This is a genomic window from Pseudomonas sp. LBUM1651 (assembly GCF_059716135.1).
Map to the genome: position 1 here is coordinate 1816428 of NZ_CP166805.1, position 16125 is coordinate 1832552.

Here is a 16125-nt window from a genome sequence, read left to right on the forward strand (position 1 = left end):
GGCCTCATCGCGGGCAAGCCTCGCTCCTACAGGTTTTGCGTCGACCACAACATCACGACTCAACACAAAACCTGTAGGAGCAGGGCTTGCCCGCGAAGAGGCCCGCCGCCACACCGCCTATTTGAAGGAATGAACCATGCTGCAACTGATCCTCGGCGGCGCCCGCTCCGGCAAAAGTCGCCTGGCCGAGAAACTCGCTTCCGACAGCCACCTGCACGTGACTTACATCGCCACCAGTCAACCCCTGGACGGTGAAATGAATGAACGGGTCGCCCATCACCGCGCACGCCGTCCGGCCGAATGGGCGTTGATCGAAGAGCCCGTTGAACTCGCCCGCGTCCTGCGCGAAACCGCCCGCGCCGATCGTTGCCTGCTGGTGGATTGCCTGACCCTGTGGATGACCAATCTGCTGATGCTCGACAACCCCGAGCGACTGACCGCCGAGCGCGAAGCCTTGCTGGACTGCCTGGCTGAATTGCCGGGCGAAATCATTTTTGTCAGCAACGAGACCGGAATGGGTGTCGTGCCGCTGGGCGAGTTGACTCGCCGCTATGTCGATGAAGCCGGTTGGCTGCATCAAGCCTTGGCCGAGCGCTGTCAGCGAGTCGTCCTGACCGTCGCCGGCCTGCCCCTGACTTTGAAAGGAACTGCGTTATGACTCAATCCTGGTGGCTGAACCCGTGCAAGCCGGTTGACGCCCACGCTGTCGAACAGGCCCAGGCACGGCAACAGCAGCTGACCAAACCCGCCGGCTCCCTTGGGCGGCTCGAGTCGGTGGCGGTGCAATTGGCCGGGTTGCAGGGGCAGGTCAAACCGAGCCTGGATCAGCTGTGGATCGCGATTTTTGCCGGTGACCATGGCGTCGTTGCCAAAGGCGTGTCGGCGTTTCCCCAGGAAGTTACCGGGCAGATGCTGCACAACTTCGTCAGCGGTGGCGCGGCGATCAGTGTGTTGGCGCGCCAGCTCGGCGCTTCCCTCGAAGTGGTCGACCTCGGCACGGTGACGCCGTCGTTGAATCTGCCGGGCGTGCGTCACTTGAACATTGGCGCGGGCACCGCGAATTTTGTTGAAGGCGCGGCCATGACTCAAGCGCAGGGCGAACTCGCCTTGAGCGCCGGTCGTGACAGCGTGCAGCGGGCCATCGCCGCCGGTGCGCAGTTGTTCATCGGTGGCGAGATGGGCATCGGCAACACCACGGCGGCCAGTGCGTTGGCCTGTGCGTTGCTGGATTGCCCGGTGGTGCACTTGACCGGGCCGGGCACTGGCCTGAACGCAGCGGGTGTCAGCCATAAAGCCCAGGTCATCGAACGCGCTTTGGCCTTGCACAGCGCTCAGCGTGGCGACGTGCTGCAAACCCTGTTCAACCTCGGCGGTTTCGAAATTGCAGCGCTGGTTGGCGCGTATGTGGCGTGTGCCCAGGAAGGCGTGGCGGTGCTGGTGGACGGGTTCATTTGCAGCGTCGCTGCGTTGGTGGCGGTGCGCTTGAATCCTGACTGCCGGCCGTGGCTGTTGTTCGGTCATCGCGGCGCCGAGCCGGGTCATCGCCACGTGCTGGAAACCCTGAACGCCGAACCCTTGCTGGACCTCGGTCTACGTCTGGGCGAAGGCAGCGGCGCCGCGTTGGCTGTGCCGCTGTTGCGCCTGGCGTGCGACCTTCACGGGCAAATGGCGACGTTCGCCGAAGCGGCCGTGGCGGATCGTCCGGCATGACCTTGCGCCTTGACCTGTTGCGCCATGGCGAAACCGAACTCGGCGGCGGCCTGCGCGGCAGCCTCGACGATGCGTTGACCGACACAGGTTGGGCGCAGATGCGCGCGGCGGTGGTCGATCAGGGGCCTTGGGATCGCCTGGTCAGTTCGCCGCTGCAACGCTGTGCGCGGTTCGCAGTAGAACTCGGGGCGCAACTGGGTTTGCCCGTGCAGCTGGATAAGGATCTGCAGGAACTGCATTTCGGCGCGTGGGAAGGGCAGAGCGCGGCGGCGTTGATGGAAACCGATGCCGAAGCCCTGGGCCTGTTCTGGGCCGACCCTTATTCGTTTACGCCACCTCATGGGGAGCGGGTCGAGGATTTTTCGACGCGGGTATTGGCGGCCGTCGCTCGGTTGCACGAGGCCTATGCGGGCGAACGTGTTTTGTTGATCAGCCATGGCGGCGTCATGCGTTTGTTGCTCGCGCAGGCGCGGGGATTGCCACGTGAGCAGTTGCTCAACGTTGAAGTTGGCCATGGTGCGCTGTTTTCTCTGAGCGTCGAGACCGGTGTCATCCTCAAGGAAGCGAGCTGATCATGTTGCCGTTCTGGATCGCCCTGCAATTTTTGAGCAGTCTGCCAATTCGTCTGCCGGGCATGCCGGCGCCACAGGAGTTGGGGCGTTCGCTGCTGTTTTATCCGTTGGTGGGGCTGCTGTTTGGCGCGATTTTGTGGGCGCTGAACTGGCTGTTGCTCGGCACTCCGTTGTTGCTGCACGCGGCGTTGTTGCTGACGGTTTGGGTGTTGCTCAGCGGAGCGTTGCACCTCGACGGTCTGGCCGATAGCGCTGATGCCTGGCTCGGTGGATTCGGCGACCGTGAACGCACGCTGACGATCATGAAAGATCCGCGCAGCGGTCCGATCGCGGTGGTGACGCTGGTGCTGGTGTTGCTGCTTAAGTTCGCCGCGGTGCTGGCATTGATCGAGCAACAACACAGCGTTTTCCTGATCATCGTTCCGTTGATTGGCCGTGCCGCGTTGTTGGGGTTGTTCCTGACCACGCCGTATGTGCGGGCCGGTGGTTTGGGGCAGGCGCTGGCCGATCATCTTCCGCGATTGGCGGGCAAGTGGGTGCTGGCGGTCAGTGCGTTGGGTTGTGTGTTGATTGCCGGGCTCAGTGGTGTTTTGGCTGTGGTGTTGGCGGCGCTGGTTTTCGTTTGGCTGCGGCAAGTAATGCTTCGGCGATTGGGCGGGACGACGGGCGATACGGCGGGGGCGTTGCTGGAGTTGCTGGAGGTTGTACTACTTGTGGGTATTGCTTTGTTTTTGTAGGAGCGAGCGGTGCGGCGATCCGACTTGCCCGCGAAGGCCATACCGCTGTCTTGCAGGCAAACCGGGTAATCGTTCTTCGCGGGCAAGCCTTGCTCCTACAGGGTTTTATATCCAGAATTTGCATTCTCTCAACCGCGGGTATATACACGCGCCATGCTCGACTCTCAATGTTTATGCATCAACCTGCGTCGCGCCGCCCGTGGCGTCAGCAGGCATTACGACGGTGCTCTCGACGGCTTCGGAATCAACGTTGCCCAGTATTCTTTGCTGTGTAATCTGCAGCGTCTGAATGAACCGAGTATTTCCAGCCTGGCGGAAGCCATGGGCCTGGATCGCAGCACCCTCGGTCGTAATCTGCGAGTGCTGGAGGGCGAAGGCCTGGTCATGCTGGTCGAGGGCGAAGACATGCGCAATCGCATCGTCAAGCTGACCGAGGCCGGCGCTGAACGCCTGACAGCGGCTTTGCCAGCCTGGGAGGCGGCGCAGCAGCGACTGGTTGATCGACTGGGTGCCGAAAAACGCGAAATCTTGCTGAAGCTGCTGGACGAACTGGCCTGACGCCGGTTTTTCCGATCTTAAGCGGGTATATACCCGCTACCGGAGAATAAGAATGACATCGATGTGGCGTACTTGCGGTTGGGTTCTGTTGGGGAGTGCGCTGATCCTTGCGTTGTCTCTGGGGGTGCGACATGGCTTCGGGCTGTTCCTGGCGCCGATGAGTGCCGAATTTGGCTGGGGGCGTGAGACGTTTGCGTTTGCCATCGCCTTGCAGAACCTGATCTGGGGACTGGCGCAGCCCTTTACCGGCGCACTGGCCGACCGCTTTGGCGCGGCAAAGGTGGTGCTGATCGGTGGTGTGCTCTATGCACTGGGCCTGGTGTTCATGGGCATGTCGGACTCGGCCGTGACCTTGTCGTTGAGCGCCGGTCTTTTGATCGGTCTCGGTCTGTCGGGCACCTCGTTCTCGGTGATCCTCGGCGTTGTCGGCCGCGCGGTGCCGCCGGAGAAACGCAGCATGGGCATGGGCATTGCCAGTGCCGCCGGTTCCTTCGGCCAGTTCGCCATGTTGCCCGGTACGCTGGGGTTGATCGGCTGGCTCGGCTGGTCGGTGGCATTGCTGGTGCTGGGCCTGCTGGTCGCGCTGATCGTACCGCTGGTGAGCATGCTCAAGGACAATCCGTTGCCGGTTCTCGGTCATGAGCAAACGTTGACCGAAGCGCTACGCGAAGCCTGTTCCCATTCGGGGTTCTGGCTGCTGTCGTTCGGCTTTTTTGTCTGCGGTTTCCAGGTGGTGTTCATCGGCGTGCACTTGCCGGCGTATCTGGTGGACCAGCACCTGCCTGCTTCCGTCGGAACCACCGTGCTGGCGCTGATCGGCTTGTTCAATATCTTCGGGACTTACACGGCAGGCTGGCTCGGCGGACGGATGTCCAAGCCGCGCTTGCTCACCGGTCTGTATCTGGTGCGGGCCGTGGTGATTGCGCTGTTTCTGTGGGCGCCGGTCACGACAACCACTGCTTATCTGTTTGGCATGGCGATGGGCTTTCTGTGGCTGTCGACGGTGCCATTGACCAACGGCACCGTGGCGACCTTGTTTGGCGTGCGAAATCTGTCCATGCTCGGTGGGATTGTTTTCCTGTTCCACCAGCTCGGATCATTCCTTGGTGGCTGGTTGGGCGGGGTAGTGTATGACCGGACCGGGAGCTATGACTTGATCTGGCAGGTAGCGATTCTCTTGAGTCTGTTGGCGGCTGCCCTGAATTGGCCGGTGCGTGAGCGGCCGGTGGCGCGCCTGCAAACCCGGATGAGTGCGACATGAATAGCCTCTGGCCGCGGATCGCCGTGGCAACGGGCGGCGTATTGCTGCTGGCCCTGGCGTGGTGGGGCTGGCATCAGGGTGGGCTGGCGTTGATGCAATTGGGCATGGGCGCTTGCTAGCACGATGTGAGGGCGAGTAAGTTGGTTTCAGACGACTTCTCAAGGAGGCATGGACATGCTGATGCGCTGGCTTGCCGTTCCCGCGTTACTGGTGGCGTTTAGCGGATTGTCACAAGCCACCGAGTGCCCGGAGCTTTTGCAAGGCTCGTTGCCCAAGCTGCGCGCCAAGGAAACGATCGACCTGTGCCAGCGCTTCGCCGGTAAACCGCTGGTGGTGGTCAACACTGCCAGCTTTTGCGGTTTCGCCCCGCAGTTCAAAAGCCTTGAGGCGTTGAATCAGCGTTATAAAGCTCAAGGGCTGGAGGTGATCGGTGTGCCTTCCAATGACTTCAAGCAGGAGTCCAAGGACGGTGAAGAGACCGCCAAGGTGTGCTACAAGGATTATGGCGTGACCTTCACCATGACCGAGCCGCAGAAAGTGCGCGGTGATGACGCGACTCACCTGTTCCAGGTTCTCGCTGCGCAGAGCGATGAGCCGAAGTGGAACTTCTACAAATACGTGGTCGATCGCAAGGGCAAAGTGATTGCTAATTTTTCCAGCTTGACCACGCCTGATGACCCCGAGTTTATCGAGGCGGTGGAAAAAGCACTGGCCTCGCAACCCTGATCGACACCCACTAAAAAGCCCCGCCTCTGTACAAGAGAGCGGGGCTTTTTTGATTCAAGCGGCGAGTGGTTCAGGTTCGCCGGGAATCATCAGAAGCGGTAGGTCGCACCGATACCCAAACCGTTTGCCGAGTTTTCATACTTGGCGCTGTAGGTCTGGCGGCCGTTGTCGTCGTTGATCTTGACCGACTCTTCGACCAGGTACGAATACGCGACGTCGATGGTCAGATCGTCGGTCGGGCTCCAGCCAGCGCCCAGGCTGAAAATCTTGCGATCGCCAGTCGGAATGCGAGGGGAACGGTTTTCGTTGTTGGTCGGAGCCTGATCGACGGAGAAACCGGTGCGCAGGACCCATTGCTTGTTCACTTGATACGAAGCACCAATGGCGTGAGCCCAAGTGTCGTGCCAGTTCTGCTCTTCGGTGATGGTGCCAAACCGGCTGTTCAGAGCAGCAGGAACGCCACTGTTCTCAACGCTGATTTCTTTCAGGCGGCTCCAGCGAGTCCAAGTGCTGCCTGCGTAGAGAGTCCATTGGTCGTCCAACTGGTGAGTAACCGAGAAGTCGACCGACTCAGGCGTGGTGATGTCCAGCGAAGCGTCGTACTTCTGGCTTGGGTTCTGACCCAGCCCGGCAAGCAGGTTGTAGTTGACCTTGGTGTCACCCTCGAGCTTGTACTTCACTTTCGAGTGATAGGTCAGGCCGACGCGAGTGCTGTCGGTGGCTTGAACCAGGATACCGACGTTGTAACCCAGTGCGGTGTCGTCACCTTTGATCTTGACGTTACCGTCCGTAGCGGCCGGGTTGGGCGACAGCGACAGGTTCGATTCCAGCTTGCCGTCAATACGGTTGATGGTTGGACCGAAACCGATAGACACCTTGTCATTGAAGGCGTAGCTGACGGTTGGCTGCAGGGTGACGATTGTGACTTCGCTCTTGCTGCCGAAGTAACGGCCGGCAAAGCCGTTCTCGTAGTCAGTCACCAGGCCGAACGGTGCGTATACACCGACACCGAATGCCCACTGGTCGTCGATTGGCTTGACGTAGTAGCCCATGGGTACAGCGATGAACGGGACCATGTCGCCGTCGTTGCTGCCGCTCCTAGGGGTAGAGCTGGCGTCGCTGATGTCGGTGTGTGCGTCTAGAAATGCAGCACCGCCGGTGACTTGTTCGCGCTTGAGGCGCGACATGCCGGCAGGGTTGCCAAAAATGGTGCTTGCGTCATCGGCAGATGAAGATCGCCCGGCAAAACCTGTACCCATCCCGCTAATGCTTTGTTCGTTGATGGCAAAGCCACTTGCGAAGATCTGGGTGGAAGCCAGGGTAACGGCGAGGCTAAGGGTGGTTTTGAGCATTACTTTTTTCATTATTAGAACTCTTGGTAATCAGCGGGGCGAAAATTACCAACATTTTCGTCCCGGCGCCATAGGCTGTATGGCTTGAGTTAGAGCGGTTTTGTAGGACAATCCGACCAAATTCGCGGCGTGTTGCGCGATCTTCGGAAAGGGGGCGTTAGCAGGCAACCTGATTCAGTGGTGAAACACAGGTTTGCCAGGCATAGGTGAAGTCTCTCAGGCGTCCTTGGGGCTGGAAGGTCTGGCGCCAGATGCGGGCCATTCCCAGCAGGTCGTCTGCTTCGGGGAGCGGAGTGTTCTGTTCTTCGACCAGCAGCCAGGCGATGGCTGTGGCATAACGCAGGTTGACGGTCAGTTCGAGGTGCGGGCCACTCAGAAAAGCATGTTGGCTAGCCAGGCCGCGGACCAGGCTGGCGCGTTCCGGATCAAGTGCCAGGTAGTGGTCCCAGAGTGCCTGGTGGCGGGGTTCGGCGATTCGGTACAGGCCGTGTCCACGGCGATCGTGCAGGGCGGACCCCAGGGCTGACTGACTGGCGGCGATGCCCAGCAGCAGGGATTCGGCGGTTGCGCTATGGCGCCCAAGGTAAATCAATGTCGGACGTATCACATAACGGCACAGTTCGCTGGCAGCGATACCCATAAAACCCTCGAACATGAAGTGGTCGGCGAGTCCTGAAGGTAGCGTTGGCAGCGGGTGGATCGAATCAGGCTCGCCGGAAGCGGCTTAAGCCGCTTGAGTTGAAGTGTAGTGTCATATTCGCGCTGTAAAGGACTGTTTTTAAAATATTTCCGGCAGCCAGTTATAACCGTTATATCGGTTAGTGCTTACGCGGCGGGCGCGAAAAGAGAAGTATCGGGCAATAAAAAGCCCCGCTTTTCAGCGAGGCTTCTGAGGTTTTCAGCCTTTGCGGCGTATCAGGCAACCAGTGCCTGACGGGTACGCTCGATCACGGCCTGCAGCGGCTCGGCGCTGGAGTATTGATCGGGGTACAGGCGTTCGCTGTGACGAGCGATGCCGTGTTCGTTAACCAGTGTGAAGCTGAAGCAGCCTTTGCGGGCGGCCATGATCAGGCAGTTCATTGGTGCAAAAGCGTTGGTTAGGGTGCGGATGGCATCCTGGGTGTGGATTTGAGTAGTCATAAATGGGTGTTCCTACAAGCGACACGGATAAGAACCGTGCAAAGTTAAAACGTTCCAGTGACGACGACCACCATTGGTCGAACGAAGAACCCGACTGGAACAAAGCAGCCAGTTTGAAGCGCTGATTAAATTGGCGCGCTTGGGCTGGCAGGTAGGTACTTAGGAGGGCAGGCAACACATCAAGGGCAAAGGTTCTGGGCCCGGGGTGAAGATCCTGATCAATTTGCAGGCTGGTTCGGTCAGAGTAAGTGAGCTTCGCAACACCCTTTGCTTTCGATTCAAAGGCAGTGTTGACGCAAGGTTTACCTGGAAACCATCGAGGTGGTCGATCCCGCTTGTTCGGTAGAGGCTTCCTTTGGGAAGGCTGACCGGGAGGATTTGTTCGACCAGAATTGACTTTCAGCTTGGTACTAACGCCGCGGATACTAACGGATTGAATTGCAGAAGGGAAGTGTGTTAGCAAAAAACATCTGCATAAATGCCGACACTCAGGGGCTCATTGGTGGTCTTCACCCGCCGTTTTGCCCTGCGATAGCAAAAAATCCGACGGTCGGTCGGTCACGTTCATCGGACCAAAGTCAGCCTGGATCAAGGGTTTGCCAAGGTTTATCCCCAGACCGGGTAACAAAATTCGCCGAAAGAGCGCATCGATATAACTGCTGTGAAGGTACTTGTGCACATAAGTTGCGCGAGTTGTCACCCCACTGTCATCTTGCCTTCAAACACAGTGGGTGCCTGTAACCAAAATTTAAGTCAATGAAAAACATCGCTTTTTTTTACTGGTGAAAAAATCGTCAGTTTGACTGCAGGCCCCATTCCACAGGGCTTTGCGAGAGTTCAGGGGCGGTTGTCCACTGAGTTATCCACAGCTTCTGTGGATTGTCCCGAGCGCTTGCTCTAGGACGGGCGTGCCGGTTTTTTTAGACTTTACCTGTAAGAAAAAAAGAGTAGAGTGGCGCGCCTTCCGATCTGCCCCACAGTGCTTTATGAAGTTTCGCTCAGTACCAGATTCCGTCACCTCTACACCTCCCCGTGTTACCCCGCCCAAGCGCTTTTCGATGCGTGTGGCCGAGTGGCTGCTCGACAGCCCGCGCCTGGGTGAAAACAGCAACGTCAAACACTTCGCCGGGCGTTTGCTCAAGCAACCTGCACGAGAAGGTGTGGTGGCCGCGCAAAGCCGTCTCGGCCAGTTGATGTGCCGCGAATGCGGGAATGCCCGGGATCGCCGTATCGGCCAGGACCTTTTGCGTCAGGCCGCGCGGGCAGGGGATCGACGTGCCCAACAGGAACTGGGTCTGATCGAAGACTGAGCTGTCCAAGACCTGACACCTTGGTTAACCTTCAAGTTTTATCGAATGGGCAGGAATGGCGATGGCGATGGACTTGACCAGCATATTGCTCGGTCTGGCGGGGGCTGCACTGCCGTTGTTGGCATTGGCCTGGCAACTTCAGCGCCGGGCGAGCTCCTCGCAGTCGGATGTTGCGCTGCTGGAAGAGCGTCTGGCCATGGCCCAACTGGCCCAGGATGGGTTGAACGCCCAACTCGAATCCTGCCGCGACGAAATCGCTGATCTGGGGCAGGCCAACGCTGCCAAACAGGCAGACCTTGCCGCGATGCGCCGTGAAGTCGAACTGCTGCAGATCGAACGCGATGACGCCCGCGATGCCGCCCACGCCTGGAACATCGAACGCGCCGGCAAAGAGGCTGAGTTGCGGCGTCTGGACGCCCAGGCCGCCTCCCTCAACGCCGAGCTGCGCGAACAGCAGGAAAGCCATCAGCAGCGTCTCAACGACCTGCAAGGCTCGCGAGACGAATTGCGTGCCCAGTTCGCCGAACTGGCGGGCAAGATCTTCGACGAGCGCGAGCAGCGTTTCGCCGAAACCAGTCAGCAGCGTCTGGGCCAGTTGCTCGATCCTTTGAAGGAACGCATCCAGTCGTTTGAAAAGCGCGTCGAGGAAAGTTATCAGGCCGAGGCGCGCGAGCGCTTCTCGCTGGCCAAGGAGCTGGAGCGTCTGCAACAACTGAACCTGCGCCTGAGCGACGAAGCCACCAACCTGACCCGCGCCTTGAAAGGGCAGAAAACCCAGGGTAACTGGGGCGAGCTGATTCTTGAGCGGGTGCTTGAACACGCCGGCCTCGAGAAGGGCCGCGAGTATCAGACCCAGGTCAATCTCAAGGGGCCGGACGGTGAGCGGTTTCAGCCAGACGTGATCATCTATCTGCCGGGCGACAAGCAGGTGGTGGTCGACTCCAAGGTCAGCCTGACGGCTTATCAGCAATACGTGGCGGCGGAAGACGATGCCATCGGCCAGATCGCCATCAAGCAGCACGTGCTGTCGCTACGCACTCACGTCAAAGGCTTGGCCGGCAAGGATTACAAGCGTCTCGACGGTTTGCACAGCCTGGATTTCGTCTTGCTGTTCGTGCCCATCGAAGCGGCATTTTCCGCGGCGTTGCAGGCGGAGCCGGCCCTGTTTCAGGAAGCCTTCGACCGCAACATCGTGATCGTCAGCCCGACCACGTTGCTGGCCACCCTGCGTGTCATCGACAGCCTGTGGAAGCAGGAGCGTCAGAGTCAGAACGCCCGGGAAATCGCCGAGCGGGCAGGGTGGCTGTACGACAAGTTCGTGCTGTTCATTCAGGACCTGGATGAAGTCGGCAACCGCTTGCAGCAACTGGACAAGGCCTACAGCTCTGCGCGTAACAAGCTGACAGAAGGCCGTGGCAATCTGGTCAGTCGCAGTGAGCAGCTCAAATTGCTGGGGGCGCGAGCGAGCAAAAGCCTGCCGGCGGACCTGCTGGAGCGGGCGATGACCGATGTCGACGGGTTGGCAGAATTGCCCGAGTAAATCTTTGGTTTTCGCTGACCTGTGGCGAGGGAGCTTGCTCCCGCTGGGCTGCGCAGCAGCCCCCGTTTTCCATGCGCAATCCGCGTTGGGTGTTTAACGACTGCTTCGCAGTCGAGCGGGAGCAAGCTCCCTCGCCACAAGTTATGGGGAACTCGAGGGCGCTGTTACAGTGGCAAATGCCGACTCAACAACGCCCGCAACGCCGCCGGTTTCACCGGTTTCGCCAGATATTCCAGCCCCGCCGCATGTACCTGGGCCACCGTTTCCGGATGCCCATCGGCGCTGATCACCACGCCTGGCACCGGCTCGCCCAGGCGGGTTCGTAACCAGGCCATCAAGTCGGTCCCGGTCTCGCCATCGTCCAGGTGATAATCCACCAGCGCCAGTTGCGGACGCATGCCATTGCTCAGCAGCACCGCGCATTCGTCGCGATTGCGCGCCGTCCAGACCTGACAACCCCAGCGGGTCAGCAAACTGTTCATGCCTATGAGGATGCTGTCTTCGTTGTCGATGCACAGCACCTGCGCGCCGCTCAGGAGTTTGCCGTTGAGCTCGGTGACGTTGGCCGGCACCGCGATTTGCGCCTTGGCCAACGGCACGCTGACGCTGAACACACTGCCGCGACCGGGCCAGGAGCGCACTTGCAAGGTGTGGTTCAGAACGCGACACAACCCGTCTGCAATCGCCAGGCCCAGGCCCAGACCTTTCTCGGCGCGGGTCTGGTGGCTGTCCAGGCGTTTGAATTCTTCGAAAATCACTTTCAGTTTGTCTTTCGCAATCCCCGGCCCACGGTCCCAGACCTCAAGGCACAGTTCGCCCTTGTGCCGACGAACCCCCAACAGCACCGGCCCCTTGGCGTAGCGGAAGGCGTTGGTCAGGAAGTTCTGCAAGATCCGTCGCAACAGTTTGATGTCGCTGTCGACCCGCAACGTACTGCCTCGAACCCTGAATTTGAGCCCTTGGTCCCGGGCCAGCGCCTTGAATTCTGCGCCGAGCGTGTCGAACAGTTCATTGAGCACGAACGGCTTCGGATTCGGGTTGATCTTGCCGTTTTCCAGGCGGGAGATGTCCAGCAAATCGCTGATCAGGTCTTCGGCCGAGCGCAATGACGAATCCAGGTGATGGACCAGTTTCTGCGCTTCGCTGGACAAGCCGTCGTCCTGATGGGACAGCGCCGCAGAAAACAGCCGCGCGGCATTCAGCGGTTGCATCAGGTCATGACTGACCGCCGTGAGGAAACGGGTTTTCGACTGGTTGGCCGACTCGGCGGTGCCTTTGGCTTCGGTCAACGCCACGTTGAGTTGCGACAGCTCGTGGGTGCGCTCCGTGACCCGCCGCTCCAGGCCTTCGTTGGCCTCGGTCAATGCTTGCTCGGCCTCACGGAACGCGGTGATGTCAGTGAAACTCATGACGAAACCGCCGCCCGGCATCGGGTTGCCGATCAACTCGATCACTCGGCCATTGGGGAACAGTCGTTCAGAGGTGTGGGCGCGGCCCTGACGCATCCAGTGCAAACGGCGGGCGACGTGCACTTCGGCTTCGCCAGGACCGCACAGGCCGCGTTCGGCGTTGTAGCGAATGATGTCGGCAATCGGCCGGCCGACGCTGATCAAGCCGTCCGGGTAGTTGAACAGCTCCAGATAACGCCGGTTCCACGCCACCAGTCGCAACGACTGGTCGACCACGCTGATGCCTTGCGTGATGTTTTCGATCGCGCCTTGCAGCAGCGCGCGATTGAACTGAAGCACTTCCGAGGCTTCGTCGGCGATTCGGACGACATCCTCGAGTTGCATTTCCCGACCTTCGATGGCGGCTTTTACCACGGCACGTGTCGAAGAGGCGCCGAGAACACCGGCCAGCAAGCGTTCGGTGTGGGCGATCCATTCACCGTCGGCGTTCTGGTTCGGGTTGAAGCCTTTGCCCTGGCGATAGGCGAAACGGATAAAACTCTGACGGGCGCGTTCTTCACCGACAAATCGTGCGGCCAGTTGCAGCAGATCGTCGATTTGCACCGCCAGCATCGAGCGGGCGCTGGGGCGGGCACTGATTTCCTGGCCGATGAAACGGCCAGCCTGCCAGTGTTCCGAAACCCGTGTGCGCGACAACACCGATACCCAGGCGAACAAGGTGAAGTTGGCCGCCAGTGACAACACCACGCCTTGGGTCAGCGGGGTGAGCGGCAGGTTCAGCGGGTTGCTGTGCAGCCACGCCAGGCCGGGGAAACTGCTCAACGATAAACCGAGGCTGTGGGCGGCAATCGGCAGAATCAGCGTGTAGAACCACAGGAATGTCCCGGCGGCGAGGCCGGCGAACACGCCGCGGCGGTTGGCCTGTTTCCAGTACAGCGCGCCGAGCATGGCCGGTGCCAGTTGGGTCACGGCGGCGAAGGCGATCTGGCCGATGGTCGCCAGGCTCGCGGTGGAGCCCAAAAGGCGATAGCTGACGTAGGCCAGCAGCAGAATCACGACGATGCTGACGCGGCGCACCGAGAGCATCCACTGGCGGAACACTTCGAACGGCCGCTCGGCGTTATTGCGGCGCAACAACCACGGCAACAGCATGTCGTTGGAAACCATGGTCGACAGCGCCACGCTGGCCACAATCACCATGCCGGTCGCTGCCGAGGCACCGCCGATAAAGGCCAGCAACGCCAGCGCGGGGTGGGCTTGCGCCAGTGGCAGACTGATGACAAACGAGTCTGGCAACACCGAGCTGGGCAGCAGCATCTGACCGGCCAAAGCGATCGGAACGACGAACAATGCCGCCAACGCCAGGTACGCCGGGAAGACCCACTTGGCCAGGCGCAAATCCTGTGGGTCGATGTTTTCCACCACCGTCACGTGAAACTGCCGGGGCAGGCAGATGATCGCCATCATCGCTACACCGGTTTGCACCACCATTGACGGCCAGTTGATGGTTTCCTTCCAATACTCTTCGAGGCGCGGTGCGAGCATCGCCTGATCGAACAGGTCGTCGAAACCGTCGTACAGGCCGTAGGTCACGAACGCGCCGACCGCGAGAAACGCGAACAGCTTGACCAGCGACTCGAACGCAATCGCCAGCACCATGCCGCGGTGGTGTTCGGTGGCGTCGAGGTTGCGCGTACCGAACACTATGGTAAACAACGCGAGCACCAGCGACACGATCAGCGCCGTGTCCTGGGCGCGAGTGCCCATGGCGTCGGCACCGGCACCGATCAGCAGGTTCACCCCCAACACAATGCCTTTGAGCTGAAGCGCGATGTAAGGCAGCACGCCGACCAGGCAGATCAGAGCCACGACAATCGCCAGCGACTGGGATTTGCCGTAACGGGCGGCAATGAAGTCGGCAATGGAGGTGATGTTCTCCTGCTTGCTGATCATCACCATTTTTTGCAGGACCCACGGTGCGCAGACCAGCAGCAGGATCGGCCCGAGGTAGATCGGCAGGAACGACCAGAGTTGTTCGGCGGCCTGGCCGACGGCGCCGAAGAACGTCCAGCTGGTGCAATAGACCGCCAGCGACAAGCTGTACACCCAGGCGCGCACCCGCGGCGGCAACGGCGCACTGCGACGGTCACCGTAGAAGGCGATGGCGAACATGATGGCCATATAGGCCAGGGCAACGGCGGCGATCAGCCCGCTGGACAGCGACATGGGAACTCCAGACAAAAGACACCCGGGACTACCGCCCGGACAGACAGTCTCGCACGACCGTCTGTGTTAGTCAGTGTCGACCAAGGTCGTGGCGTGGCGGGGTGTCGCACGGTGGAGTGTCAGTCAGATTTTTGCTGTATGTGCAGGCCTCTTCGCGGGCAAGCCACGCTCCCACAGGTTCTGTGTCGTATCCAAATCATGCGGTCAGCACAAAACCTGTGGGAGCGTGGCTTGCCCGCGAAGGCGTCATTACTGACTCAACGCAATCTCGCTTTTGCAGAGTGTGCGCATGTCGAATACAGCTTCCAACCGTTCAAGCCTGTGGTTTCTGGCGATCACTTTACTGAGTTTTCTCGCCGCTTCCACGGCGCCGACGCCGTTGTATCACTTGTATCAGGAGCAGCTGCAATTCTCGGCAGCGACCCTGACCGTGATTTTTGGCGTCTACGCCATCAGTTTGCTGGTGGCGCTGCCGACGGTCGGTTCGCTTTCGGATCATCTGGGGCGCAAGCCGGTTATTTTCACGGCCGTCCTAGGCCGTCCGTGCACTCCTGGAAGAACAGTTATGGCGCGGTGCTGATCATCCTGTCTGTCGGTGCGTTACTGGGGTTGCTGCGTCAGCGACCCGCTGCGGTGTGCAGCGCTACCGGTCACCCATAAAAAAGCGGCGCCTTGCAAGACGCCGCTTTTGTGTGCGCGCAAATCAGATCTGCGCAAATCCGCCATCCACAAACAACTCGATCCCGTTGATGAAACTGCTGTCATCCGACGCCAGGAACACCGCCGCTTTGCCCACTTCGGACGGCGTTCCGAGTCGGCCGATCGGAACCTGGCCAGCCAGGTAATCCAGCAGGCCCTGCCGCTGATCTTCAGGCGCGAGTTCAGTCAGGCCCGGCGTGTGGATCGGACCGGGGCTGATGACATTGACGCGAATTCTGCGGGCTTTCAAATCCAGCAACCAGGAGCGGGCGAAGTTGCGCACGGCGGCCTTGCTGGCGCTATACACGCTGAAATTTTCCGTTCCTTTCGTGGCGGTCGTGGACGCGGTGAGGATCACCGAGCCGCCGTCCTTGAGCAACGCCAGGGACTTCTGCACGGTGAACAGCAGGCCTTTGACGTTGACGCTGAAAATCCGGTCGAAGTGTTCTTCGGTGATCGCGCCGAGCGCCAGCATGTCACCGCCGCCCGCATTGGCGAAAACGATGTCGAGATAACCGGCCTTTGCCTTGATCACTTCGAAAATCCGGTCCAGATCCGCAAGGTTCGAGACGTCACCCTGAATCCCGGTGACGTTGTGACCGATGGCGCTGACCGCGGCATCCAGTTCGGCCTGACGGCGACCGGTGATGAACACGGTGGCACCCTGATCGACGAACGCTTGCGCCGACGCCAGGCCGATGCCGGTGGTGCCGCCAGTGATCAGTGCGACCTTGCCTTTGAGAGTACTGCTCATGGTGTGAATCTCCGCTGAGTCGTGCAGGAAGTTTTTGGCGATGCTGTGCGCCGTTGAACAAACTCTATGCCGGAAGATTCAGCGGAAAAATCATCTGAATCGGGTTTGTTTGTACATGGTTGTGGACAATA

Annotated in this window: 15 protein-coding genes and 1 pseudogene; 11 read left to right on the forward strand and 5 right to left on the reverse strand. The window is 60.0% G+C overall.

What is annotated here, in order from left to right; genetic code table 11:
• The first annotated feature begins 136 nt into the window (after positions 1 to 136).
• From cobU to ACA066_RS08455, 8 genes are all read left to right on the forward strand, one after another.
• Positions 137 to 658, forward strand: coding sequence for a bifunctional adenosylcobinamide kinase/adenosylcobinamide-phosphate guanylyltransferase (gene cobU / locus ACA066_RS08420; RefSeq protein ID WP_497698840.1), 522 nt, complete (start codon positions 137 to 139; stop codon positions 656 to 658).
• Entirely contained in the window at positions 655 to 1710 is a 1056-nt protein-coding gene (gene cobT, locus ACA066_RS08425) for a nicotinate-nucleotide--dimethylbenzimidazole phosphoribosyltransferase (protein WP_497698841.1), read from the forward strand. The genes cobU and cobT overlap by 4 nt, the downstream gene beginning before the upstream one ends.
• Positions 1707 to 2282 carry an alpha-ribazole phosphatase family protein gene (gene cobC / locus ACA066_RS08430; RefSeq protein ID WP_497698842.1) on the forward strand — a complete coding sequence of 192 codons (576 nt, stop codon included), beginning with the start codon at positions 1707 to 1709 and terminating at the stop codon, positions 2280 to 2282. The genes cobT and cobC overlap by 4 nt, the downstream gene beginning before the upstream one ends.
• A 2-nt stretch (positions 2283 to 2284) precedes the next feature.
• Positions 2285 to 3019, forward strand: a complete 735-nt coding sequence (locus ACA066_RS08435) for an adenosylcobinamide-GDP ribazoletransferase (protein ID WP_497698843.1) — start codon at positions 2285 to 2287, stop codon at positions 3017 to 3019.
• 153 nt (positions 3020 to 3172) lie between these two features.
• Positions 3173 to 3577 (forward strand): MarR family winged helix-turn-helix transcriptional regulator, encoded by a 405-nt coding sequence (locus ACA066_RS08440; protein ID WP_497698844.1) that lies wholly within the window; start codon positions 3173 to 3175, stop codon positions 3575 to 3577.
• A 52-nt stretch (positions 3578 to 3629) separates the two neighbouring features.
• Positions 3630 to 4838 (forward strand): MFS transporter, encoded by a 1209-nt coding sequence (locus ACA066_RS08445; protein WP_497698845.1) that lies wholly within the window; start codon positions 3630 to 3632, stop codon positions 4836 to 4838.
• Positions 4835 to 4957 carry a hypothetical protein gene (locus tag ACA066_RS08450; protein WP_017337278.1) on the forward strand — a complete coding sequence of 41 codons (123 nt, stop codon included), beginning with the start codon at positions 4835 to 4837 and terminating at the stop codon, positions 4955 to 4957. The genes ACA066_RS08445 and ACA066_RS08450 overlap by 4 nt, the downstream gene beginning before the upstream one ends.
• Positions 4958 to 5012: 55 nt before the next feature.
• The gene (locus ACA066_RS08455; protein WP_497698846.1) at positions 5013 to 5564 is read left to right on the forward strand and encodes a glutathione peroxidase; all 552 of its coding nucleotides are present in this window, start codon (positions 5013 to 5015) and stop codon (positions 5562 to 5564) included.
• Between the two features lie 89 nt (positions 5565 to 5653).
• Here ACA066_RS08455 and ACA066_RS08460 read toward each other — a convergent pair whose 3' ends face one another.
• From ACA066_RS08460 to ACA066_RS08470, 3 genes are all read right to left on the reverse strand, one after another.
• Positions 5654 to 6928 carry an OmpP1/FadL family transporter gene (locus tag ACA066_RS08460; RefSeq protein ID WP_497698847.1) on the reverse strand — a complete coding sequence of 425 codons (1275 nt, stop codon included), beginning with the start codon at positions 6926 to 6928 and terminating at the stop codon, positions 5654 to 5656.
• 145 nt (positions 6929 to 7073) lie between these two features.
• Entirely contained in the window at positions 7074 to 7556 is a 483-nt protein-coding gene (locus ACA066_RS08465; protein WP_008033583.1) for a hypothetical protein, read from the reverse strand.
• Between the two features lie 275 nt (positions 7557 to 7831).
• Positions 7832 to 8056 (reverse strand): hypothetical protein, encoded by a 225-nt coding sequence (locus ACA066_RS08470; protein ID WP_008031832.1) that lies wholly within the window; start codon positions 8054 to 8056, stop codon positions 7832 to 7834.
• 986 nt (positions 8057 to 9042) lie between these two features.
• Here ACA066_RS08470 and ACA066_RS08475 point away from each other — a divergent pair.
• Together ACA066_RS08475 and ACA066_RS08480 are read left to right on the forward strand one after the other, a co-directional pair.
• Positions 9043 to 9366: a sel1 repeat family protein gene (locus ACA066_RS08475; RefSeq protein WP_497698848.1), complete on the forward strand. Its 324-nt coding sequence runs from the start codon at positions 9043 to 9045 to the stop codon at positions 9364 to 9366.
• 175 nt (positions 9367 to 9541) lie between these two features.
• Complete coding sequence (locus ACA066_RS08480) at positions 9542 to 10906, forward strand: DNA recombination protein RmuC (protein WP_497699830.1); 1365 nt, start codon at positions 9542 to 9544, stop codon at positions 10904 to 10906.
• A gap of 164 nt (positions 10907 to 11070) precedes the next feature.
• Here the strand turns inward: ACA066_RS08480 and ACA066_RS08485 are convergent, their stop codons facing one another.
• A complete protein-coding gene (locus ACA066_RS08485; RefSeq protein ID WP_497698849.1) occupies positions 11071 to 14541 on the reverse strand; it encodes a hybrid sensor histidine kinase/response regulator in 3471 nt (1156 codons plus the stop codon).
• Positions 14542 to 14830: 289 nt separating this feature from the next.
• On the opposite strand from ACA066_RS08485, the pseudogene ACA066_RS08490 reads away from it, so the two are divergent.
• Positions 14831 to 15076, forward strand: a pseudogene (locus tag ACA066_RS08490) (MFS transporter); the annotation flags it as partial.
• Positions 15077 to 15244: 168 nt separating this feature from the next.
• Here ACA066_RS08490 and ACA066_RS08495 read toward each other — a convergent pair.
• Complete coding sequence (locus ACA066_RS08495) at positions 15245 to 15994, reverse strand: SDR family NAD(P)-dependent oxidoreductase (protein WP_497698850.1); 750 nt, start codon at positions 15992 to 15994, stop codon at positions 15245 to 15247.
• Positions 15995 to 16125: the final 131 nt, after the last annotated feature.